At 53.9% G+C, this 22001-nt stretch carries 27 protein-coding genes and 1 pseudogene; 12 read left to right on the forward strand and 16 right to left on the reverse strand.

Going from position 1 to position 22001, the window contains the following annotated elements; genetic code table 11:
* The first annotated feature begins 290 nt into the window (after positions 1 to 290).
* The 4 genes from FHW16_RS07430 to FHW16_RS07445 all read left to right on the forward strand — a co-directional run bounded on the left by FHW16_RS07430 (position 291) and on the right by FHW16_RS07445 (position 3708).
* A complete protein-coding gene (locus tag FHW16_RS07430; protein WP_182548437.1) occupies positions 291 to 1904 on the forward strand; it encodes a phosphoenolpyruvate carboxykinase in 1614 nt (537 codons plus the stop codon).
* A 109-nt stretch (positions 1905 to 2013) separates the two neighbouring features.
* Entirely contained in the window at positions 2014 to 2451 is a 438-nt protein-coding gene (gene arfB / locus FHW16_RS07435; RefSeq protein WP_182548438.1) for an alternative ribosome rescue aminoacyl-tRNA hydrolase ArfB, read from the forward strand.
* Between the two features lie 109 nt (positions 2452 to 2560).
* Positions 2561 to 3019, forward strand: a complete 459-nt coding sequence (gene lysM, locus FHW16_RS07440) for a peptidoglycan-binding protein LysM (RefSeq protein WP_182548439.1) — start codon at positions 2561 to 2563, stop codon at positions 3017 to 3019.
* A gap of 74 nt (positions 3020 to 3093) precedes the next feature.
* A complete protein-coding gene (locus FHW16_RS07445) occupies positions 3094 to 3708 on the forward strand; it encodes an alpha-ketoglutarate-dependent dioxygenase AlkB family protein (RefSeq protein WP_182548440.1) in 615 nt (204 codons plus the stop codon).
* Here FHW16_RS07445 and coaA read toward each other — a convergent pair.
* From coaA to hisB, 7 genes are read right to left on the reverse strand one after another with little or no spacing between them, the layout of a single operon-like run.
* Positions 3695 to 4651, reverse strand: coding sequence for a type I pantothenate kinase (gene coaA / locus FHW16_RS07450; protein WP_182548971.1), 957 nt, complete (start codon positions 4649 to 4651; stop codon positions 3695 to 3697). The two genes, FHW16_RS07445 and coaA, sit on opposite strands and share 14 nt — an antisense overlap.
* 53 nt (positions 4652 to 4704) lie before the next feature.
* A complete protein-coding gene (locus tag FHW16_RS07455) occupies positions 4705 to 5028 on the reverse strand; it encodes a phosphoribosyl-ATP diphosphatase (protein WP_182548441.1) in 324 nt (107 codons plus the stop codon).
* Positions 5025 to 5831, reverse strand: a complete 807-nt coding sequence (hisF, locus tag FHW16_RS07460) for an imidazole glycerol phosphate synthase subunit HisF (RefSeq protein WP_182548442.1) — start codon at positions 5829 to 5831, stop codon at positions 5025 to 5027. The genes FHW16_RS07455 and hisF overlap by 4 nt, the downstream gene beginning before the upstream one ends.
* Entirely contained in the window at positions 5828 to 6571 is a 744-nt protein-coding gene (gene hisA, locus FHW16_RS07465) for a 1-(5-phosphoribosyl)-5-[(5-phosphoribosylamino)methylideneamino]imidazole-4-carboxamide isomerase (RefSeq protein ID WP_182548443.1), read from the reverse strand. The genes hisF and hisA overlap by 4 nt, the downstream gene beginning before the upstream one ends.
* Positions 6568 to 7218, reverse strand: a complete 651-nt coding sequence (gene hisH, locus FHW16_RS07470) for an imidazole glycerol phosphate synthase subunit HisH (RefSeq protein ID WP_182548444.1) — start codon at positions 7216 to 7218, stop codon at positions 6568 to 6570. Before hisH ends, hisA begins: the two co-directional genes overlap by 4 nt.
* A 2-nt stretch (positions 7219 to 7220) precedes the next feature.
* On the reverse strand, positions 7221 to 7715 hold the full coding sequence (locus tag FHW16_RS07475) for a DUF2628 domain-containing protein (RefSeq protein ID WP_182548445.1): 495 nt from the start codon (positions 7713 to 7715) through the stop codon (positions 7221 to 7223).
* Between the two features lie 16 nt (positions 7716 to 7731).
* Positions 7732 to 8340 (reverse strand): imidazoleglycerol-phosphate dehydratase HisB, encoded by a 609-nt coding sequence (hisB, locus tag FHW16_RS07480; RefSeq protein ID WP_182548446.1) that lies wholly within the window; start codon positions 8338 to 8340, stop codon positions 7732 to 7734.
* 369 nt (positions 8341 to 8709) lie between these two features.
* Here hisB and hslV point away from each other — a divergent pair, with 369 nt between their 5' ends.
* From hslV to FHW16_RS07500, 4 genes are all read left to right on the forward strand, one after another.
* Complete coding sequence (gene hslV, locus FHW16_RS07485) at positions 8710 to 9264, forward strand: ATP-dependent protease subunit HslV (protein WP_112522767.1); 555 nt, start codon at positions 8710 to 8712, stop codon at positions 9262 to 9264.
* The gene (locus FHW16_RS07490) at positions 9254 to 9769 is read left to right on the forward strand and encodes a GNAT family N-acetyltransferase (protein WP_182548447.1); all 516 of its coding nucleotides are present in this window, start codon (positions 9254 to 9256) and stop codon (positions 9767 to 9769) included. Before hslV ends, FHW16_RS07490 begins: the two co-directional genes overlap by 11 nt.
* Positions 9769 to 11076: an ATP-dependent protease ATPase subunit HslU gene (gene hslU / locus FHW16_RS07495; RefSeq protein WP_182548448.1), complete on the forward strand. Its 1308-nt coding sequence runs from the start codon at positions 9769 to 9771 to the stop codon at positions 11074 to 11076. Before FHW16_RS07490 ends, hslU begins: the two co-directional genes overlap by 1 nt.
* A 174-nt stretch (positions 11077 to 11250) precedes the next feature.
* Positions 11251 to 12219, forward strand: a complete 969-nt coding sequence (locus FHW16_RS07500) for a DUF1402 family protein (protein ID WP_182548449.1) — start codon at positions 11251 to 11253, stop codon at positions 12217 to 12219.
* An 85-nt stretch (positions 12220 to 12304) separates the two neighbouring features.
* Here FHW16_RS07500 and FHW16_RS07505 read toward each other — a convergent pair.
* The 4 genes and pseudogenes from FHW16_RS07505 to FHW16_RS07520 all read right to left on the reverse strand — a co-directional run.
* A pseudogene (locus tag FHW16_RS07505) lies at positions 12305 to 12587 on the reverse strand (helix-turn-helix domain-containing protein); the annotation flags it as partial.
* The gene (locus tag FHW16_RS07510) at positions 12584 to 13141 is read right to left on the reverse strand and encodes a Smr/MutS family protein (RefSeq protein ID WP_182548451.1); all 558 of its coding nucleotides are present in this window, start codon (positions 13139 to 13141) and stop codon (positions 12584 to 12586) included. The pseudogene FHW16_RS07505 and the gene FHW16_RS07510, both read right to left, overlap by 4 nt.
* Positions 13138 to 14238, reverse strand: coding sequence for a murein transglycosylase A (mltA, locus tag FHW16_RS07515; protein WP_182548452.1), 1101 nt, complete (start codon positions 14236 to 14238; stop codon positions 13138 to 13140). Before mltA ends, FHW16_RS07510 begins: the two co-directional genes overlap by 4 nt.
* A gap of 24 nt (positions 14239 to 14262) precedes the next feature.
* Entirely contained in the window at positions 14263 to 14964 is a 702-nt protein-coding gene (locus FHW16_RS07520; RefSeq protein WP_182548972.1) for a Tim44/TimA family putative adaptor protein, read from the reverse strand.
* Positions 14965 to 15156: 192 nt separating this feature from the next.
* On the opposite strand from FHW16_RS07520, the gene FHW16_RS07525 reads away from it, so the two are divergent.
* Together FHW16_RS07525 and secB are read left to right on the forward strand one after the other, a co-directional pair.
* Positions 15157 to 15642, forward strand: coding sequence for an FxsA family protein (locus FHW16_RS07525; protein WP_182548453.1), 486 nt, complete (start codon positions 15157 to 15159; stop codon positions 15640 to 15642).
* 116 nt (positions 15643 to 15758) lie between these two features.
* Positions 15759 to 16265 carry a protein-export chaperone SecB gene (secB, locus tag FHW16_RS07530; protein ID WP_091879362.1) on the forward strand — a complete coding sequence of 169 codons (507 nt, stop codon included), beginning with the start codon at positions 15759 to 15761 and terminating at the stop codon, positions 16263 to 16265.
* Between the two features lie 62 nt (positions 16266 to 16327).
* Here secB and dnaQ read toward each other — a convergent pair whose 3' ends face one another.
* From dnaQ to FHW16_RS07555, 5 genes are all read right to left on the reverse strand, one after another.
* Positions 16328 to 17035 (reverse strand): DNA polymerase III subunit epsilon, encoded by a 708-nt coding sequence (dnaQ, locus tag FHW16_RS07535; protein WP_182548454.1) that lies wholly within the window; start codon positions 17033 to 17035, stop codon positions 16328 to 16330.
* Positions 17036 to 17116: 81 nt separating this feature from the next.
* Positions 17117 to 17701 carry a dephospho-CoA kinase gene (gene coaE, locus FHW16_RS07540; RefSeq protein WP_182548455.1) on the reverse strand — a complete coding sequence of 195 codons (585 nt, stop codon included), beginning with the start codon at positions 17699 to 17701 and terminating at the stop codon, positions 17117 to 17119.
* Positions 17698 to 18546, reverse strand: coding sequence for a shikimate dehydrogenase (locus FHW16_RS07545; RefSeq protein WP_182548456.1), 849 nt, complete (start codon positions 18544 to 18546; stop codon positions 17698 to 17700). The genes coaE and FHW16_RS07545 overlap by 4 nt, the downstream gene beginning before the upstream one ends.
* A complete protein-coding gene (locus tag FHW16_RS07550) occupies positions 18539 to 19132 on the reverse strand; it encodes a Maf-like protein (protein WP_182548457.1) in 594 nt (197 codons plus the stop codon). The genes FHW16_RS07545 and FHW16_RS07550 overlap by 8 nt, the downstream gene beginning before the upstream one ends.
* Positions 19133 to 19159: 27 nt before the next feature.
* On the reverse strand, positions 19160 to 19981 hold the full coding sequence (locus FHW16_RS07555; RefSeq protein ID WP_182548458.1) for a pyruvate, phosphate dikinase/phosphoenolpyruvate synthase regulator: 822 nt from the start codon (positions 19979 to 19981) through the stop codon (positions 19160 to 19162).
* A 413-nt stretch (positions 19982 to 20394) separates the two neighbouring features.
* Between FHW16_RS07555 and hemE the strand changes: the two genes are divergently transcribed.
* On the forward strand, positions 20395 to 21426 hold the full coding sequence (hemE, locus tag FHW16_RS07560) for a uroporphyrinogen decarboxylase (RefSeq protein WP_182548459.1): 1032 nt from the start codon (positions 20395 to 20397) through the stop codon (positions 21424 to 21426).
* A gap of 26 nt (positions 21427 to 21452) precedes the next feature.
* Entirely contained in the window at positions 21453 to 21992 is a 540-nt protein-coding gene (gene hemJ / locus FHW16_RS07565) for a protoporphyrinogen oxidase HemJ (protein ID WP_182548460.1), read from the forward strand.
* The last annotated feature ends 9 nt before the right edge of the window (positions 21993 to 22001 follow it).

Here is a 22001-nt window from a genome sequence, read left to right on the forward strand (position 1 = left end):
GTTAAATCCGATCGTGCTTGTGCCGGACAAATTAGGTACAAAATGTGGCACAGATCACAAGTCATGTCATCCTTGATGGTTTTGCCCTAATTCCGGAGGCAAACGCCGCCCTGTGGATTTTGTTCATTTAAAACGATTTAGATATTTTTTAAATTCTTTAAATCGATTAAACATTTGATACTATTCATTTTTTCTGCTTTTGATCAGATGTAGCCGCATTCATGCTGGAAGATGTATGAGGCGGCGCATACCAATATTGACCCTGAACCTTCTTAAACAACGGCGGACACATGACTAGAGAGACCGGTATCCATAACGCGTCGATCGCGCTCGGCACCTCAGGCTTGAAGGAGCTTTCGGCGGTCTACTATAATTTCGGGGCCGCTGAGCTCTATGAAGAGACGTTGCGGCGCGGTGAAGCACAGCTGACGGCGCAGGGTGCGCTAGTCGCCCGGACTGGTCAGCACACGGGACGTTCGCCCAAGGACAAGTTTGTCGTACGTGATGCATCGACGGAAGCTCATGTCTGGTGGGACAACAACGCCGCGATGACACCTGAGGCATTCGAGCTGCTTTATGCGGACTTTGCCGAACACGCCAAGGGCAAGGAAGTGTTCGTGCAGGACCTTATCGGCGGCGCGGACACCGATTACAGCTTGAATACCCGCGTGATTACAGAATTCGCATGGCATTCGCTGTTCATCCGCAATCTTCTCATCCGTCCGGATCGGGATGCGCTGACAAGCTTTGTCCCCAAGATGACGATTATCGATCTGCCATCCTTCCGCGCTGATCCCAAACGGCACGGAACCCGCACTGAGACCGTGATTGCCGTAGACCTCACGCGCATGATCGTGCTTATTGGCGGCTCCGCCTATGCCGGCGAAATGAAAAAATCGGTTTTCACCGCCCTGAACTACCTTCTGCCGGCAAAGGGCGTCATGCCCATGCATTGCTCGGCCAACGAAGGCCCGGAGGGCGATGCAGCTGTTTTCTTCGGTCTTTCGGGTACCGGAAAGACAACACTTTCGGCGGACCCTGCGCGCACGCTGATCGGCGATGATGAACATGGCTGGGGCGAGCATGGCGTCTTCAACTTCGAAGGCGGCTGCTATGCCAAAACGATCCGGCTTTCGGCCGAAGCAGAACCGGAAATCTACGCAACGACCCAGCGCTTCGGCACCGTGCTTGAGAACGTTGTGCTTGATAAAAATCGGGAACCCGATTTCAACGATGGTTCCCTGACCGAAAATACCCGTTGCGCCTATCCCCTGGATTTCATTCCGAATGCGTCCAAGACCGGCAAGGCGAGCCATCCAAAGAACATCATCATGCTGACAGCGGATGCCTTCGGCGTGATGCCTCCCATTGCCAAGCTCACACCGGCACAGGCCATGTACCACTTCCTTTCCGGCTACACTGCTAAGGTCGCCGGGACAGAACGTGGCGTCACGGAGCCGGAAGCCACGTTCTCAACGTGCTTCGGCGCACCATTCATGCCGCGCCACCCCTCCGAATATGGCAATCTCCTGCGTCAGCTGATTGCTGAGCATGGCGTGGATTGCTGGCTGGTGAACACCGGATGGACCGGCGGCGCCTATGGTACCGGCAAACGCATGCCTATCAAGGCAACCCGCGCGCTTCTGACTGCTGCGCTAGATGGCTCGCTCAAGAACGCACAGTTCCGCACGGATCCAAACTTCGGTTTTGCCGTTCCGGTTGCCGTGCCCGGCGTCGATGAATCCATCCTGGATCCACGCTCGACATGGGCCGACAAGCAGGCGTACGACACCCAAGCCAAGAAGCTGGTGGATATGTTTGTCACCAATTTCGGCAAGTTTGAAAGCCATGTGGATAGCGATATTCGCGCGGCTGCGCCACAGACACCGGTCGCTGCCGAATAATCGAACTGCGTCTCACATTGAAACCCCGCTTGAAAAAGCGGGGCTTTTTGCTTTTCCATTTGCTCGAAGATGCTTTCCGGCCGGAAAAGATTAGGTTACCAATCCCACCATGGAAGAAAACCGCAACCAGATCAAAATCACCAACCGGATCTACATCCATGAGGATGATCTGGAAGAGAGCTTTATTCGCTCGGCCGGTCCAGGCGGACAGAATGTCAACAAAGTATCCACGGCCGTGCAGCTGCGGTTTTTTGCAGCGCGGGCAGGGTTGCCAGAAGAGGTGTTGGGACGCCTCTTGAAACTGGCAGGACAAAGGGGCACCAAGGACGGTGACGTGTTGATCGAGGCCAGTCGCTTTCGCACGCAGGAACGCAACCGCGAAGACGCCCGCGAACGCATGATCACCTTGATTGCCAAGGCCGCCGAACCGCCGCCGCCGCCCCGCAAGAAAACCAGACCGACAAAAGGGTCTATCGAGCGCCGTCTCAAAGTAAAAGCGGGTCGATCCGATGTGAAGAAGATGCGCGGGCGGGTCAAAGGAGATTAGTGTTGGGAACAGAACGTGACTGAAGGTCGTTAATCTTTGCTTTTCAAGCTCGATAGGGAATGTAACAACCTAGATTGTCGGTTTGAACAATCAACAAGGAGAGCCAGACATGGGACTATTTGATTTTGTTAAATCAGTCGGCAAGAAAGTCGGTATCGGCGATGACGAGCCTCAGGCGGGCGATCTGAAGAAAGAGCTCGATTCACACAACCTCGGCACGGGCAAAGTCGATGTCGTCGTTGAAGGTGACAAAGCTATCCTCAAGGGAAGCGTCACCGACCAGGAAATCCTGGAGAAAGCCATCATTGCCGTGGGTAATTCACTCGGCGTGTCGAAAGTCGACACTGGCGGCCTGACTGTCGACAACACAACCACTGGTTCTGTAGCCAAGGATCCTGTCTTCTACACCGTCAAAAAAGGCGATAATCTGTGGAAGATCGCAGAAGCAGTCTATGGCAAAGGCAAGGGTGTGAAGAACACAGCTATCTTTGAAGCCAATAAACCGATGCTGACGAGCCCTGACAAGATTTATCCCGGTCAGGTTCTGCGCATTCCGTCCATCGACTGATAGCGCCATTTCATACAGAGACCCGGCCTTCTCTTGATGTCCGGGTCTTTGTTTTTCAACAATCAGGTCATGTCATGCTTCTGCTTGCGCCCGGCATTCGCTATTTCCCCGATTATCTCGATCTGACCGAGCAGTCTGCGCTGATAGAAGAAATCAGAGCCATCGTTGCTGACGCTCCGCTCTATATTCCCGCAATGCCGAAAACCGGGAAAGAAATGAGCGTACGGATGACCAATTGCGGCTCGCTCGGCTGGGTGACTGACAAGGAGCGTGGCTACCGCTATCAGCCTATGCACCCCGCTACGCAAAAGCCTTGGCCTGACATACCGCAACGCTTGCTCGCCTTGTGGGAGAAAGTTAGTGATTTCACGCTTCCTCCTGAAGCCTGCTTGGTCAACTTTTATGCGGAAACGGCAAAAATGGGTTTGCATCAAGATCGGGACGAACAGAATCTCGCTGCTCCGGTCGTGTCCATATCCTTGGGTGATACCTGCCTTTTCCGTTTTGGTGGAACGGAACGCAATGACAAAACCCAATCCATCAAGCTGAAAAGCGGCGATGTGATTGTGCTGGGCGATGCAGGACGATTGGCTTTCCATGGGGTGGACAGGATTTATCCCGGCACGTCAACGCTTCTGAAAAACACCGGCCGTATCAATCTGACACTCAGGCGCGTCACAGCTTCCTGAGCGCCACTTCCTCGATGAGGTGATTGCCGCCCTTGCGCAAGATCAGATCAGCGCGCGGCCGTGTCGGCAGGATGTTTTCCTTCAAATTCTTCAAATTGATGTTGGTCCAGAGATTTTCGGCGATTGCGAGTGCCGAATCATCTGAAATCGTGGAATAGCGATGGAAGAAAGAGCTGGGATCTTTAAACGCCGTTTCCCGCAGACGCATGAAACGGTTGATGTACCATGTGTGGATCTGTCCTTCGTCTGCATCGATATAGATCGAGAAATCAAAAAAGTCAGATACGAACGGCACCATTTTGCCGTCTTCCGGCAGGTCGCGAACCTGCAGAACGTTGATGCCTTCGAAGATCAGGATATCCGGTGCGTCGACGGTCTGGTATTTGCCCTGCAGCACATCATAGGTCAAATGTGAGTATAGCGGCGCATTGACATTGCGCTGCCCGGCCTTGATCTGCGACAGGAAGCGCAAAAGCATACCGACATCATAGCTCTCCGGGAAACCTTTACGCTCCATCAGGCCTTTGGAGCGCAGAACCTCATTCGGATAAAGGAAACCGTCTGTGGTCACCAGATCAACCTTCGGGCTCGAAGGCCAGCGGGCAAGGAGTTCCTTGAGGATACGCGCTGTCGTCGATTTCCCAACGGCAACAGAACCGGCAATCCCGATGATGAAGGGCGTCTTGAAGGCGTCACCCGTATTGAGGAACTGGCGCCGCTGATAGAACAGAAGCTGACTGGCCTCGACATGAGCAGACAGAAGGCGCGACAGCGAAAGGTAAATCCGGTTCACCTCATCAAGATCGATGGGGTCGCCAAGCGAACGCAAACGTTTGACCTCGTCATAGGTCAACGTCATGGGCGTGTCGGCACGAAACTCCGCCCAGCGCTCGGCACTGTAAAACCGGTAGGGCGAAAATTCGCTGGGTGCCAGCTGATCCATGACGTCCCCGTCCCTTTGCCGTTCCAACGCCTGTGCTTTAAACATGACTATGTTCAACCATGTCCACGGGCGGCTTTTTCTTCAAGCCCGGTCTGTACCGTGCGCCGTTCGAGTTCCGTCAGAACGTCATCAAGACTGACGCCGGAAAGTCCAAGAACAACAAGAAGATGATAGAGCAAATCGGCAGTTTCGGAAACAACACCCTGTGTGTCACCGGATACGGCAGCGATGACGGTTTCAACGGCCTCTTCACCAAGCTTCTGGCTCGCCTTGCCGATACCCTTCGCGTAGAGGCTGGCCGTATAGGATTTGGTGTCGGAAGAGGCGGCGCGTTCGGCCACGATCTTTTCGAGATCGGTAAGGGTAAATGCTGTCATCGCGCAACTCCGCTGGATGGGCGAATGGGGTCAAGTCGCATCGGAATACCCGCTGCGGCCATATGGGCTTTGGCCTCGCCAATCGTATAGGTGCCAAAATGGAAGATGGATGCGGCCAATACCGCCGTGGCATGGCCTTCGAGAATGCCTTCAACCATGTGATCGAGGTTACCAACGCCGCCGGAAGCAATAACAGGGGCGCGCACTGCGTCGGCGATGGCGCGAGTTACCGGAATGTCGTAACCGATCTTGGAACCATCGCGGTCCATCGACGTCAGAAGGATTTCGCCAGCACCAAGATCAACGACCTTGCGGGCAAATTCAAGCGCATCAATGCCAGTTGCCTGACGGCCACCATGGGTGAAAATCTCCCAGCGATCGACCTCACCCACTTTTGATACCTTTTTGGCATCAATTGCCACAACGATGCACTGGTTGCCGAACTTGTCAGCCGCTTCGGCGATGAACTCAGGATTTTTCACCGCTGCCGTGTTGATTGAAACCTTGTCAGCCCCCGCGAGCAGCAGCTTGCGGATATCGGCAACCGTACGAACACCACCGCCGACGGTCAGCGGCATGAAACATTGCTCAGCCGTGCGCGCGACTATGTCAAAGATGGTTTCGCGGTCGTCGGATGAGGCGGTGATATCGAGGAAGCAAAGTTCGTCAGCACCTGCTGCGTCATAAGCCTTGGCTGCTTCCACGGGATCGCCGGCATCGATGAGATCGACAAAGTTGACGCCTTTGACAACACGTCCATCTTTTACGTCGAGACAGGGAATAACGCGGGCTTTGAGAGTCATGCGGCACGCTCCCTGGCTTCACGCAATACCTGCAACGCCTCATGCGGATCGATACGGCCGTCATAAAGTGCCCGGCCTGAGATAGCGCCTTCAAGTTTGCGTGCATCCGGCATGGTCATGCGGACAATATCAGCTATGGAAGCAAGACCACCTGACGCAACCACCGGTATCGATACTGCTTCAGCCAATTGCAAAGTCGACTCCCAATTGATTCCGGCCAGAACACCGTCCCGATCAATATCCGTGTATATGATCGCTGCAACACCAGCCCCTTCGAATTTCTTCGCCAGCTCGACAACACCTAGAGTTGAAGCTTCGGCCCACCCTTCAACGGCCACCTTGCCTCCCTTGGCATCAATACCGACGGCCACTTTGCCCGGAAACTTTTTGCATGCTTCTATAACAAGCGGCGGGTTACGCACGGCAATTGTCCCGAGGATGACGCGGGAAAGGCCTTTGGCCAACCAGCTTTCAATATGGCCCAGGGTTCTGATACCGCCGCCTAATTGAACGGGATTTTTCGTTGCCTTCAGGATCGATTCAACGGCCGCGCCGTTGACGGACTGCCCAACGAAAGCGCCATTCAGATCGACCACATGAAGCCATTCAAATCCTTGATCTTCAAAGGATTTCGCCTGTGCCGCCGGATCTTCGTTATAGACTGTTGCCTGATCCATATCACCAAGCTTCAATCGTACGCATTGACCGTCTTTCAAATCAATTGCGGGGAATAAAATCATGGTTGCCACCTCAGGAAATTGGCGATGAGAGCAAGACCCAGAGCCTGGCTCTTTTCCGGGTGAAACTGCGTGCCCACCATATTGTCATTGGCAACGGCTGCCGTTACTGGCCCGCCGTAATCGGTAACAGCCAGAACATCATTCTCAATTTCGGCATCGAGGAAATAAGAATGAACGAAATAAGCATGCAACCCATCAGGGCCGGTCTTGATGCCATCGAACAGCGGATGCGGCCGGTTGAGGCGAATCGTGTTCCAGCCGATCTGGGGAATTTTCAGGGTGGGATCAGACGGTACCATTTCGCGAACGTCGCCCTTTATCCAGTCAAAGCCAGTCGAAATGGTCTTTTCCAACCCACGTGACGACATGAGCTGCATGCCGACGCAGATCCCAAGAAACGGGCGTGCTTTTTCCACCGCGACCTCATGGATCGCTTCAGGCATACCCGGCACTGCGTGTAGCCCCCGGCGGCAATCCGCATAGGCACCGACCCCGGGCAACACGATGCGATCGGCCGTACGTACCCGTTCGGCATCGTTGGTCAGATCGATGGTGGCATTGATGCCGCTTTCCTGTGCTGCCCGTTCAAAAGCTTTTGTGGCAGAACGAAGATTGCCCGACCCGTAGTCAATAATGGCCACCCGCATACTCAACGTTCTCCCCGATAGCCGACGAGACCGAGCATGCCCCCTGCAACGGGTTTACCCTCCGTTGTCATCACCGCTGGAGCCACGCGCGGAATGTCAGGCAGAGCAGGCGCCGGAGCCACAGCAAATTGATCGCCATGGAAATAGGCAGTCTCCGCATCGGCGGCAGAGCGAGCATCTATGATCGCAGCGGGATAAAAGCCGCGCCGTTCAAATGCCTTGATGCGCCAATTGCTGGCTTCAAACGCCACCAGAAGCGCAAGCAGTGCAGCAACAATTTCCGCCAGATTGCCGTGGCCCGTATAGGAACCAACAATAGAGATGGCTGTAACAGCCGCAAAAACCAGCGCCGCTTCAAACCACAATCGATTGAACAACAGCCAGGGAACGGGCAGGACGAAAGCGATGATCGCAAAACCATCGCGGATGAAGACGGTCCTGTCACCTTGAACCTGGTTGTCTTGCGATGGCGGTACCAAAACAATGTAACTGGCCATATCCCAGTCCTTCTTCTCAGCCGTTCAGCGAACCTTTGGTCGAAGGTATAACACCCTTCTGACGCGGGTCTGCCTCGATGGCAGTTCGCAAGGTGCGCGCGACCGCCTTGAAACACGTTTCGGCGATATGGTGGTTGTTTGCACCGTAGATATTCGACACGTGCAGCGTGACCCCTGCATTCTGTGCAAGGGCCTGAAAGAACTCCCGCACCAGCTCCGTATCAAACGTGCCGATCTTCGGGGCGGAAAACTCCACCTGCCAGATCAGGAAAGGGCGTCCGGAGACATCCAGCGCAGCCCGCGTCAAAGTTTCATCCATGGCTAGATCAAGCGAAGCGTAGCGGTTGATGCCGCGCCGATCACCGAGTGCCCTGGCAATCGCCTGGCCAATGGCAATGCCCGTATCTTCAACCGTGTGGTGGTCATCAATATGCAGATCACCCTCAGCCTTGATATCCATGTCGATCAGGGAATGGCGGGAAAGCTGTTCCAGCATATGATCGAAAAAACCCACTCCGGTGGAAATGTCAAACGCACCCGTTCCATCCAGATCGACCGAAACGGCAATGCTGGTTTCCTTGGTGGTCCGTTCTACTTTCGCAGTCCGTGTGCTGGCACTGGTCATCCCTGTTTCCCGTCGTCTGGGTTTCTCAAAAACGGCACTAGTGGTCCGATTCTGGCATTTGCACCCCTTTGATACAAGCCATTCAGGCAAATGTCAGAATCAAAGGACCACTAGCAAGTGCATGATTCCAGTGGAACTTTGAATTTGACATTCGCTTACCCTGCGCGACGTCAAATGGGATGCGAATGTCAAATCCGTTCCACTGGTGCTGGCCTTCTAGATCAGGAATGCCGAATCTCCAAATGCTTTGATGGCGCGGGTTAAACGACAGATTTGCAATTCCGAAGCGGCATCATACATAAGTTGCATAGAAGGGGTTCGATCTGCCGCCATTTGGGGCATAGTCGGACCTGCTTGAAGGAGATTCGAATGCAAGAACACAATCCCTCCACAATGTACGGGACCACGATTGTTACTGTCCGCAAGGGTGGAAAAGTCGTCATTGCCGGCGACGGCCAGGTGAGCCTCGGCAATACCGTCATGAAAGGCAACGCGCGCAAGGTGCGCCGTATCGGCAAAGGCAATGTTATTGCGGGATTTGCCGGTGCAACTGCCGACGCCTTTACCCTCTTAGAACGGCTTGAAAGCAAGCTGGAGCAATATCCCGACCAGTTGATGCGTGCCTGTGTCGAGCTTGCCAAGGACTGGCGCACGGACCGTTATCTGCGCCGCCTTGAAGCCATGATGCTGGTCGCCGACAAGTCGGTTACACTCGCGCTTACCGGTAATGGCGACGTTCTGGAACCAGAACACGGTGTCATGGCCATTGGATCCGGCGGCAATTTTGCGCTGGCTGCGGCACGTGCGCTCGTCGATACGGACAAGAATGCGGAGGAGATCGCCCGCAAAGCCATGGAAATCGCCGCTGATATCTGCATTTTCACCAATACGAGTGTGACGCTCGAGACGATCGATGCCGAGTGAACCATCCTACCGCTTCAGGCCGCTGGAGCCGGACGATCTGGATCTGATTTCAGACTGGCTGGCTGAGCCGCATGTGGCCGAATGGTGGGGCGACGATCCCAAGGAAGAGTTCAACGCCATTGCGGCGCATATGGACAGCATATCCGTCGAGCCCTTCATCATCACGCTGGATGAAAGACCAATCGGCTATATGCAGACCTATGATCCGCATCTTGAGGACGATCACCCCTATCAGGATCAGCCGACCGGCACACTTGGCCTTGATCAGTTCATCGGAGTACCGGGGCTGGTCAATGCAGGGCACGGGTCACGCCTGATCGATGAGTTTGTTTCCGCACTCTTCGACGAAGGCGTGCCACGCGTGATCCTTGACCCCGATCCGGCCAATGCGCGCGCAATCAAAGCTTACACGAATGCGGGTTTTATCCCTTTCGGTACCCGCACCTCCATTTACGGCCCTGCCCTGATGATGGCACGGGACAATCCAGATGAAATGAGACCATAATGACAACATTTTCTCCCCGCGAAATCGTCTCTGAACTCGACCGGTTCATTATCGGTCAGAAAGACGCGAAACGTGCTGTTGCTATTGCCCTGCGCAACCGCTGGCGCCGCCAGCAGCTCGAAGGGCAGATGCGTGAAGAAGTCATGCCCAAGAACATCCTCATGATCGGGCCCACCGGCGTTGGCAAGACGGAAATCTCCCGCCGCCTCGCCCGTTTGGCAGGCGCACCGTTCATCAAGGTTGAAGCCACCAAATTCACGGAAGTCGGCTATGTCGGCCGTGATGTCGAACAGATCATCCGCGATCTCGTCGAGGTCGCGATCGGTCTCGTTCGCGAAAAGAAACGCGAAGACGTGAAGGCCAAAGCCCATCTCAATGCAGAGGAACGGGTGCTCGATGCGCTGGTCGGCAAGACTGCCAGCCCGGCAACGCGGGACTCGTTCCGCAAGAAACTGCGCGACGGCTTGATCGACGACAAGGAAATTGAAGTCGAAATTGCCGATTCCGGATCAGGCATGCCCAATTTCGAGCTGCCAGGCATGCCGGGTGCCAATATCGGCGTCCTCAATCTCAGCGATATGCTCGGCAAAGCCATGGGCAGCCGTACCAAGACCGTCAAGACGACGGTCAAGGAATCCTATGGCGTTCTGATCAATGACGAGTCCGACAAACTGCTTGATCAGGATCAGATCACCCAGGAAGCACTGCGCTCGGCAGAAAATGACGGCATCGTCTTCCTCGACGAGATTGATAAGATTGCCGCCCGTGATGGCGGTATGGGTGCCGGTGTTTCGCGCGAGGGCGTGCAACGCGATCTGTTGCCACTCGTCGAAGGCACCACCGTTGCAACAAAATACGGCCCAATCAAAACGGACCATATCCTGTTCATCGCGTCAGGTGCTTTCCACGTCTCCAAGCCATCTGACCTTCTGCCGGAGCTGCAGGGCCGCTTGCCGATCCGCGTAGAGCTGAGTGCCCTGACGCGCGATGACATGCGCCGGATTCTGACCGAACCAGAAGCCAGCTTGCTCAAGCAGTACATCGCCCTGCTGGCGACGGAAGAGGTGAAGCTGGAGATCACGGACGACGCAATTGATGCGCTGGCCGATATCGCCGTTGACCTCAATTCAACGGTCGAGAATATCGGTGCGCGTCGCCTGCAGACGGTGATGGAACGTGTGCTCGACGATATTTCGTTCAATGCGCCTGATAAGGCCGGCGCGGAATACACAATCGACGCCAAGTATGTGCGCGAAACGGTCGGAGATCTCGCGAAAAACACCGATCTGTCGCGGTTCATTCTCTAGTCGTGTGACAGATAAGCACCGTTTCGAGCTTATTACCGATGCCCCCTCGACTTATGAGGGGGCATTTTTTATTTTCGCGCAGCTCTGGCCGGAACCTGTTAAGGGAAGTTGTGTTTAACCATCTCCCGGAACATGCGTCCGTTCGTATGACTTGATCGAAATTCTGGACTGACAATGAAACGACATCTGATCATTATCGCGACCACCTGCCTTCTTTCACTGTCCGCAGCCCTTCAGCCCGCAGCTGCAGTCACTGTCGTGCCGGAAGGCAATCGCAATGCGACTCAACCCAGTATTCCCCTTGCCTCGATTAAACGAACAGGTGATCTGAATACAACGCATGAAGCGAAATATCAGAAGATCTACAATCTCTTGAAATCCGATTCGAAGCTACGTTCTAAAATTTCGAGCGTTGCCAGAACTTACGGCATTGATCCGGTTCATATCGTAGGCGCCCTTGTGGGTGAGCATACGTATAACGTTGATGCCTATGACCGGCTTCAGACCTACTATGTGAAGGCCATTTCCTATGTAAAACAAGGGATTAGTTTTGATTATCAGGGAGAAAATATCAGTGATTTCATCAAACGCCCGCAGTTTTCCGAATGCGCACAGTACAAAGACAGTCTTCGCCTTTGGACGTGCCGGGAAGGTGTCTGGGAAACGGATTTCCGCGGCAAAACGGTCGGTGGCAAGCGTTTCCCTGAGAACCGGTTTGCGGCTGTATTCTTCCAGCCCTTCTATGCTGGGCAGACCTTTGGCCTTGGCCAGCTCAGCCCTTTGACAGCCCTGCAGATGACCGACATGGTCAATCGCTATTCAGGTTTGCCAAAACTTGATGCCGATCATGCGGCGGATGTCTACAAGACCATCATGGATCCGGATTTCACCCTCCCTTATATGGCAGCAACCATCAAGGAATCCATTGATGTCTACCGGCGTGTGGCGGATTTCGACATTTCGAAAAACCCCGGCATTACGGCAACACTTTATAACACCGGTGGAGCTGATGCACGGGCTCGCGCGCTTGCCAATGCGAATGCAACCCGGACGGCTGCGGGACAGCAGCCGCAATTGCCGGAAGAAAACTACTATGGCTGGCTGGTCAACAACAAGCTCGATCAATTGAAGGCTTTGTTCTAACGTCGGCGTTTGCCGGCTGCTCGTTTGAGCTGGTCGATCAACGACTGAACCGCCTCGGCGTCTAGCTCGCGAATATGGGCCGAGATCAAATTGGTTAGTTCAGTTGCTGCAGGTGAAAGGCCACCTGTGTCAATCGTGATACGCGGGTGGGATATCATCGCGAGGCGTTGCAGCTCCTCAGCCTCGTCCCAGATGATGTTAAAATACTGAATAATCCGCTGGAGCTTATCCCAGGTTGGCTGTCCACGCCTTCCATGCTCAAGTGCCGAAAGATAAGCGGCTGAAACACCGATGGCCTTCGCCATGTCCTTCTGCGAAACGCCGCGCTGGTCCCTCAGCTGACGCAATCTCTCACCGAACGGCGTCATGATACCTCCGGTATCCTGCGCATACGCACATAGATGGCACCGGTTCCGCCGTGATTGCGAGCAGCGTCTTCGTAGCCGTTCACAAGGGTGCGGAACGGTGGCGTCGTGAACCACAGGGGTACAGCCTGACGCAAAACTCCATCGCTTCCCAGGGATGACCCCTTCCCGGTGATGACAAGCACATGCCGCAATTCACGCTGATGCGCACGGCGAAGAAAACCGAGCAGCAGCCCATAGGCTTCGCTCTGCGTCAGGCCATGCAGATCGATCCGACCTTCTATGACCACTCGCCCTCGGGAAATTTTCTTGTGGGTCGGACGGTCAATCGGATGGAGGCGATGAACGGGTACGGATGGTTTTGCTGGAGACGGTACCGGCATTGCCTTTGACTTGATTTTCTCTGGCGCAGATGGATTGACTGCCGCTTGATCTTGCAACTCATCAAGCAGGAATTCCATCTTGTCCTTACCCTTCAGGGGCCGGGTGGATTTCGCAACTTTCTCCCAAAGAATACGGTCTTCAATGTTAGAAAATTCATCTTTGGGCCGCTTCATGCCGGGCTCGTGAACAAGGACCGAGGTACAAGCGCAAAAAAGTCAGCATCATGACGAATGTGTCCGGCGATTTCACCTGCTGCATCTCCGGACCCGGCAAAAAGATCGCCGCGCGCAGGCCCGACAATGGCCGATCCGGTATCCTGGGCAATCATCAACCGGGCAAAGCTCTCTCCGCCGAAAGCCTTCAAGGATGGGGCTGCGATATAAAAAGGTGTGCCGAATGTATGCAGCAGATGGTCAACGGCAAGGGAACGCCCTCCCGTCAGCGGGACCTTGGCGGCGGCAATTGGCCCGAGTGATGCATCGTCAACAGCAGCCTCGCGAAAGAAAATATAGGATCGGTTGTTCCACAGCAGGTTTTGAATCTGTTCGGGATGGTTGGCAAGCCATGCCCGGATAGCCTGCATGGACATCTCATCCAGCGGTATTTCACCACGGTCCAAAAGGATTTTTCCAACACCGGTAAAACGGTGACCTGTCTTTGCGGCATAGGTGATACGACGCAGGCGGCCGTCAGTCATCTTCAATCTGGCGGCTCCCTGAACGTGGATGAAAAACGCATCTACCGGACTTTCAACGAAGGCAATTTCCAGATTTTGTCCGTTGAGTGCTCCGCTCTCAATGGCAGCCCGGTCAAAATATTCGACCAGTCCTGTCCCGGTTTGCCTGGCAAAAGCGAAGTAGGGATCAAAACCGTCGGGTCTGTTGCCATCATCCACATCTACCAGATCACCCGGGCGGCTGAGGAACGGAACCGTATAACGCCCCGTTCGAACAGGCGAAGCAACAACCTCCGGCTCGTAAAAGCCCGTGACAAAACCATGTCCGGTTTCCGTGCTTTCGATGCGTGCCGGATGGAACCACTTCTCGAAAAACTGTCGTGCCTGCTCGTCATTTTCGACCAATGTTTCACGTGAATCAGTGAAAATGGGTGCCAGGGCGGCAAATGTTATGCCAAGGGAGCCGCTTTTATAGGGCTTCTCGGAAACCCTTGATGCGGAACGCCGAAAGGCATGAAAGGCTTCGAGCTGGTGGTCTTTTCCCCAGCCGGGGCACTCGGTGAATGCCACCGGTTTGAAGAGAGGGGAAAGCATCGTGGTGCGCTCGCGACAGGAGAATCAATCTTCGGCTTCGGTCGCAACAAGCTTCCAGTTTGGATCCTTCGAGCGCGTATCGCGCGAATAGGTCCAGACATCCTTGACTTCCGCAACTGCTTCCTTGTCGCCGTCGATAACATTGTCGTCCTTATCGAGCGTTGCGGAAATCAGCTCGCTGACGATGCGGACAGTGATATGGGCTTCGCTGCCTTTCATCTCTGCACCTGTTATTTCGGCCTTGTTGATACCGACAAACGAGGACTGCACTTTTTCACCACGTGATTCGCGATCGGAAATGGCTGAGACAAACCCATCGAACACTTCCCGGGACAGAAGCGACTTCAATGTCTTTCGATCTCCGTCAGCAAAAGACATCACAATCATCTCGTAGGCCATTTTCGAGCCTTCAAGGAACTTGACCGGATCGAATGCCGGATCGGCATTCTGGATAGCTCTCAAACCATCGTTGAGCGGCGTACCCGGCTTGGCCAGCGTATCCACCTTCTCGAACTGGTTTTCTTTTGGTTCGCCACGACGTGGCAATGACACGACATTGTCGCCGGGTTTGGCCTTGTCGTCGACCTCTGTCGTACGCGACGACGTGTAAGGGTTGAACGGTGGACGCTCGCTGCCAGTGCGACGACCAAGGACCTTGCGCAGCTGTAAAAAGATTACCACCGCTGCCACGAAGAAGAAAATCGTTCCGAAGTCCAGATATTCCATGTCGCCTGCCATTCATCCCTAAATTCAGTCGGCCATTGATTTTGCGGCCATCACGGTTTTGTCGAATTACCAAAAACATATAGATTGCGGAAGGCAATCATACAAATGCTCATGTTCACTCCCTATATATAGGCATGAAATCGACGCCGGGTATGGATTATAACCGGATATGTCATTTGAAAGGTAAATTAGTTGCGATCCTCTTTTATACCCCTGCTGCTGCTTGCGCTTCCGTTTCTGGAAATTGCCGGTTTCATTGTGGTCGGCAGCAAGATCGGCGTCCTGGCGACTCTCGGTCTGATCATCCTATCGATGTTCCTCGGCGTTTTCCTACTGCGCCTGCAGGGTTTTGGTATTGTGCAGAAAATCCGATCCGAAACAGCGGCGGGGCGTACACCGAGCCGGGAATTGGTGCATGGTGTCATGCTGTTCTTTGCGGCATTCCTGCTGATCATCCCCGGTTTCATCACGGATATCATCGGTCTGCTGCTGTTCATCCCGGCCGTGCGTGACATCGGCTGGCGTTTTGTCCAAAGCCGGGTGGTCGTAGTCAATTCTGGTACTCCTGGTTATTCGCGTTCCGGTTCTTCCAGCCCTGCGGACCGTGTCATAGAGCTTGACCCGGAAGACTACTCCAGAAAATCTGATCCCAATACTCCGTGGAAACCGAAAGAATAGCACTAGGACGATAGGATGAACGCTCGCGGCTTGCCTCGCTGTGGCTCTCATGCTAGCCAGCCATCATTCATTCGATAACCGCCAAAGCGGACGCAACGAGAGAAGGTTTCCAGACAATGGCTCAAAAGCCTGATGAAAAGGCCGAAAACGGCAATGAAGCGACCAATGGCAATGGGAGCGTCCAGCAGCAGACACTGAACATCCTCGCTCAGTATGTGAAGGATCTTTCCTTCGAAAGTCCTGGTGCACCATTGTCGCTGCGCCCGCGCGATAAAGCTCCCGGCATCAGCATCAACGTGAATGTCAACGCCAATCCGATTGCCGAGAACGACTTCGATGTTGTTCTGACCCTCACAGCACGTGCTGGCGAAGGCAAGGAAGTCCTGTTCAACGCAGAACTCGTGTATGGCGGTGTTTTCCGTCTGGAAGGTTTCCCGCAGGAACATCTTCTGCCGCTGCTTTTCATTGAATGCCCGCGCCTGCTCTTCCCGTTCGCTCGTCAGATCATTGCCGAGGCGACCCGTAATGGCGGCTTCCCGCCGCTGATGATTGACCCGATTGATTTCGCGCAGATGTTCCAGCAGCGTATGGCTGAAGAACAGGCCAAGTCTATGGTCAGCTAACCAATTGTCTTACAGGACAGCAAAAACCCGGGCTTGACCCGGGTTTTTTGTTGCCTTGATTTTCAGAGAGCCGCTATCCGCTCGTTCCAGATGGCTTTCTCGCCAATCTTCTCAACCAGTATTTCGTGGGCCTGTTTTTCTGCATCAGTCAAGCGGGGTGCGAGCGGCACGGCACGACGGGCGATCACAACAACCGTGTCTGTATTGGTGGATTGCTTACTGTCAGATTGTTCGGCAACGGTCAGCCCCAGAGCAGCCTGCTTTCCACCAATCAGCTCGATATAAACTTCCGCAAGCAGCTGCGAATCGAGCAACGCTCCGTGCATTGTGCGGTGGCTGTTGTCGATTCCATAACGGCGGCACAATGCATCCAGCGAGTTTGGCCCCATCGGATGTTTGCGGCGGGCAAGTGCCAGCGTATCGATAACCCGGTCATTGCTAATGGGAGGATGCCCAAGCCGATTCAGCTCGGCATTGATAAAGCCCATATCGAACGTGGCATTGTGGGCGATCAGCTTTGCCCCGTCGATGAATTCGAGAAACCGGTCGATAATCCCGGCAAAGACCGGTTCATCTTTCAGACGGTCATTGCTGATACCATGAACAGCAAGAGCATCCGGGTGGACCTGTTTACCCTCCGGATTGATGAACACGTGAAATGTATTGCCGGTCGGAAAACGATTGACCATCTCCACACCGCCAATTTCGATCACGCGATCGTCCAGCCGGTCCAGCCCTGTTGTTTCCGTATCGAATATGATCTCGCGCATGGATTCATCCCTTTGGCTCAAATTTCACGAATTGACCAGCCAACGCAAGATCAGGACAGCAGTTTCCCCGCCTTCTCCCGATCATGACTTCGTGAGAATGCGGATTATATCGTTGATATCGGCTCTCGTCGCATCGAATGTCTGATCGGTGTTGACGATAAAATCCGCACGGCTGCGTTTCTCAGTGTCGGGAGTTTGGCGCATGAGAATCGCTTCAAGCTTTTCTGGGGTCATATCCAGTCGCGCCAATACACGCTTTTTCTGCACGTCTGCTGGCGCGCTGACAACGAGGATCTTATCCACCCTGCTATCGCCGCCTGTTTCAAACAGGAGCGGAATATCAATCACAACAAGCTTTGCACCCGCCGATCTGGCCTTGTCGCGAAACGCGTTCTCTTCCGATCGGACCAGCGGATGAACGATGGATTCCAGTTTTTTCAGCGCCTTGGGATTGCCGATGACTGCCTTCGATAGCCTGGTGCGATCAACGGCACCATTCTCGGAGGTTCCCGGAAATGCTGCTTCAATCAAAGGTGCAGCTACCCCGGAATAAAGCCGATGTACCGTTTCATCAGCTGAATACACCGGAACGCCGGCATCAATGAACATCTGGGCGGCAGTCGATTTACCCATACCGATTGACCCGGTCAGTCCCAGCACGATCATTTCTCTTTCCCCATCGCGGCCATATCCGCCAGAACAATGTTTCGCAGTTCCGCGGTTACTTCGGGTCGTTTCCCGAACCAGCGTTCAAATCCCGGCACAGCCTGATGCAGCAACATGCCAAGCCCATCAGCGGTTTCAAGACCCCGGGAACGCGCTGCTTGCAACAGCGGTGTTTCCAGAGGTACGTAGACAATATCGGTCACCAGCGCATCTGAGTCAGCCCCTGTCAGATCGATAGCCAGTTCATCCTTGCCCGACATTCCGAGCGACGTGGTGTTTACAATGAGCGATGCACCCAGCAGCAGTTCCGGCATGGCGTCCCATCCATGGGCACCCCCGGAAACCTCAAACCGGTCTGCCAGTTCACGAGCCCGTTCGATGGTTCGATTGACGATTCTAATATCTGTAAAACCGCGCTCTTTAAGCGCAAAAACCACCGCCCGGCTTGCTCCGCCCGCGCCCAGCACCAAGGCGCTCTTGCGGTTGCTCCACCCAGGGCTCAACGAATCCAGATTTGCCAGAAACCCGTAAGCATCTGTGTTGCCGCCATGGAGAATGCCATTTTCGAACCAGAGCGTGTTGACCGCTCCAATCTCCTCGGCAGCAGAATCTCGCTTTTCACAGAGGGAGAAAGCCATCTCCTTGTGCGGGATGGTAACATTCCCGCCAGCAAAACCATTGTCTCGTGCAGTGAGGATAAAACCGGAAAATGCATCCGGTGTGACTTCAACCGCCTGATAGGAGCCTTCCAATCCAAATTGCCTGAGCCAGTAGCCATGAATCAGGGGGGAGCGTGAATGACGGATCGGATAGCCCGTGACGAAAGCGCGTGGATAATCAACCATCGATGGCTCCCTCGCGGCGCAATTCATTCAGCAGTGGCAGCAGTGGAAGGCCGACAATGGTGAAATAGTCTCCCTCGACTTTCTCGAAGAGCTGCACGCCCTCACCTTCATATTGATAAGCTCCAACGCTTTGCAAAGCGACAGGGCCAACCCTTGAAAGGTGACGGCCGATGAAAGCCGGATCAAGGTCACGCAATGTCATGCGCGCCACCGAAACATGGCGCCATAGCGTCTGTCCGCCCTTGGCCAGAACTATCGCGCTGTTCAGGTGATGGGTTTTTCCGGACAGTTTGAGCAGTTGCCGGCGGGCGGCATCCATATCGGCAGGTTTATGCAACACTTCATCATCGAGTGACAGAGTTTGATCAGAACCGATCACCAGTGCGTCCGGATGATGCTCGCTGACATCCAGTGCCTTTGCCTCAGCCAGTACGAGTGCAACATCCTCAGGCGTTGCACCACTTTTATAAAGAGGTGTTTCCACCGCGCGCTCATCGATATCAGCGGCTTCCGTAGAAAAAGGAACACCGGCATTGTTCAGTAACATCGCCCGGAACGGGCTTTTGGATGCGAGGATGATCTGCATGAACTTTCTTCTTTATACCTGAAATGGTTAGCGTCCCTGCGAGCGCAGGGCAAGAACAGCCGCCGCTGTCTCTTCGATGGAACGGCGGGACACATCGATCATGGGCCAATTATAACGGTGGCAAATCTGCCGCGCATAGGAGAGTTCTTCGATAATATTAGCCCGATCCAGATAATGATCCGTATCAAAACCCGGGGTTGCACCAAGAATTCTATGCTGGCGTACCTGTGAGATACGCTCCGCCGAGGCAATCAGTCCTACAATCAGCGGTCGTTCCGCATTGATAATTACATCGGCAATTGGCACACCGGGAACGATAGGCACATTGGCGGTCTTGATGCCGCGATTGGCTAGATAAATGCTTGTCGGTGTTTTTGACGTTCGCGAAATGCCGATCAGAATGACATCCGCTTCTTCGATATCGAGCGGCAGCTGACCGTCATCATGTTCCATGGTGAAATTCAACGCATCGATGCGCCGGAAATACTCCGCGTTGAGCACATGCTGGGCACCCACACGTCTTCCTGCCGGAGCTCCGAGATAAGACTGGAATATACTGAGAACCGGTTCAAGAACGGAAACGCAGGGAACACCGAGGGTTGCGCAACTCTCATCGATCATCGCCGCCAGCCGTTTATCCACGATGGTGTAAAGAACAATACCCGGTTCAGCGTCGATACCTTCGAGTACCTTTTTGATCTGCTTTTCCGTGCGAATAAGCGGATAAACATGTTCAATCGCACGTGCATGTACATATTGTGCGGCAGCGGCGCGACCCGCTGCCAAGAGAGTCTCTCCAGTCGCATCAGAAATCATATGAAGATGGAAGTAGTTGACTGGCTTTGTCACAGAAAACTCCACTCCCTGTTGATGACTGGGGACAATTCTCCCGGTTTTGAACAAGCAATGGCAGCCATGTGAATCATTGGCAAGTCATCCACAGCGAGCCCCCATGTGGATGACTCTTCGTAGCCTTGCTGTGATCTGGGGATTATTGCGACTCTTCGTCCATCATTCATTGTTTACCCACAGAGAAATCCACAAGTAATATAATCGTAAACCATTGAAATTTAAAAATATTTCAGTTTGTTACCGTTTTTCCTGCGTTTTGCCTTATGATTTTCCCTAACTGATTTTCATACGCAAGCCTGTGGGAAAATACTGGCAATGTGGTAATTCCCGATACAAACAGACTCTTAGAATCAGAAAATCAGAAAATATCAAATTTTCTTTTTTGTAAGACAAAGCTGGAGAGAGGCGGAATGGTTCGCAAAGTGATGAAAGTCCTTAGAGGCGAGACTGTCTTTCCGCCTCCCATCTGGATGATGCGCCAAGCCGGACGTTATCTTCCTGAATACAGGGAAGTGAGAAAAAACGCCGGAAGCTTTCTGGATCTCTGTTATTCACCGGATCTCGCTGTCGAAGTTACACTGCAACCGATCCGCCGTTTTGGTTTCGATGCGGCGATTTTGTTTTCAGACATTCTGGTCGTACCGCATGCGCTTGGACGTGATCTTCGCTTTGAGGAGGGCAGAGGCCCATTAATGACGCCGATTGATGCAGATGGTATTTTCTGGCTTGAACCCAATGGGGCTGTGGAACGCCTGGAGCCGGTCTACGAGACAGTTCGACTGCTCCGACAGCAACTGCCACAGGAAACCACGCTGCTCGGCTTCTGCGGGGCTCCATGGACCGTGGCGACCTATATGATAGCCGGTCATGGAACCCCAGACCAAGCACCGGCGCGACTGTTTGCCTATCGCAATCCCGAAGCTTTCCAGAAACTGCTGGATGAGCTTGCTGACGTTTCGGCGGACTATTTGATCCGGCAGATCGATGCGGGTGCTGACGCCGTGCAGATATTTGATTCCTGGTCGGGTGTTCTGGACGAAGCCTGTTTCGAGCAGTTCTGTGTTGCTCCCGTCGCCAGAATCGTCAAAAAGGTGCGTGCGTCTCACCCTGACGTACCGATTATTGGTTTCCCCAAGGGGGCCGGGGCATTGTATGTCAATTATCGCGAGCGCACAGGTGTTACTGCTTTGGGATTGGACTGGACCGTGCCGCTTTCGCTGGCATCCTCACTTCAGGGGAGCGGAGCTGTTCAAGGCAATCTCGATCCCTTGCGCGTGGTAGCGGGTGGCCGGGCTCTGGATGAGGGCGTGGATGCAATCCTGGACGGATTGGGCCATGGTCCGCTGGTTTTCAATCTGGGGCATGGCATCACACCGGATGCACCTGTTTCCCATGTGGAACAGATGGTTGCCCGCGTCCGGCAGGCTAAAGTCAAAAGCTGAAACATCGAAATGACTGGGGACTGATTATGAGCAACAACCAGATACCGGCTCAAAGTTCAAACAGGACCGTATCAACAGCAAGGGCGGTCGGTATTGTTTTCGCACTGGTTGTTGTAACTCTGGTGTATCTCTATCCGGACAATGCCTATCTCTGGGTAAAGGCATTGCATGTGATTGCCGTCATTTCCTGGATGGCAGGAATGCTCTATCTGCCACGATTGTTCATCTATCACTGTGCGGCAGAAAAGGGATCCGTTCAGTCGGAGACCTTCAAGGTCATGGAACGCCGGCTACTCAAGGCCATCATCAATCCGGCGATGCTTGTGACGTGGGCTGCCGGCCTTTGGCTTGCATGGCGGACGGTTGCCTATTTGGATGGCTGGTTTCATGTAAAATTTCTGGCCGTCCTGATCCTTTCCGGCATTCACGGATACTTTTCGAAGGCGGTACGCATGTTTGCCGAGGACAGAAACGAAAAGCCTGCCCGCTTCTGGCGGATGATGAATGAAGTACCAACAGTTCTGATGATCATTATTGTGATCATGGTCATCATAAAGCCATTTTGACTCATCAAT

It is taken from the genome of Phyllobacterium myrsinacearum, from assembly GCF_014138285.1.
GTDB classification, from domain to species: domain Bacteria; phylum Pseudomonadota; class Alphaproteobacteria; order Rhizobiales; family Rhizobiaceae; genus Phyllobacterium; species Phyllobacterium myrsinacearum_A.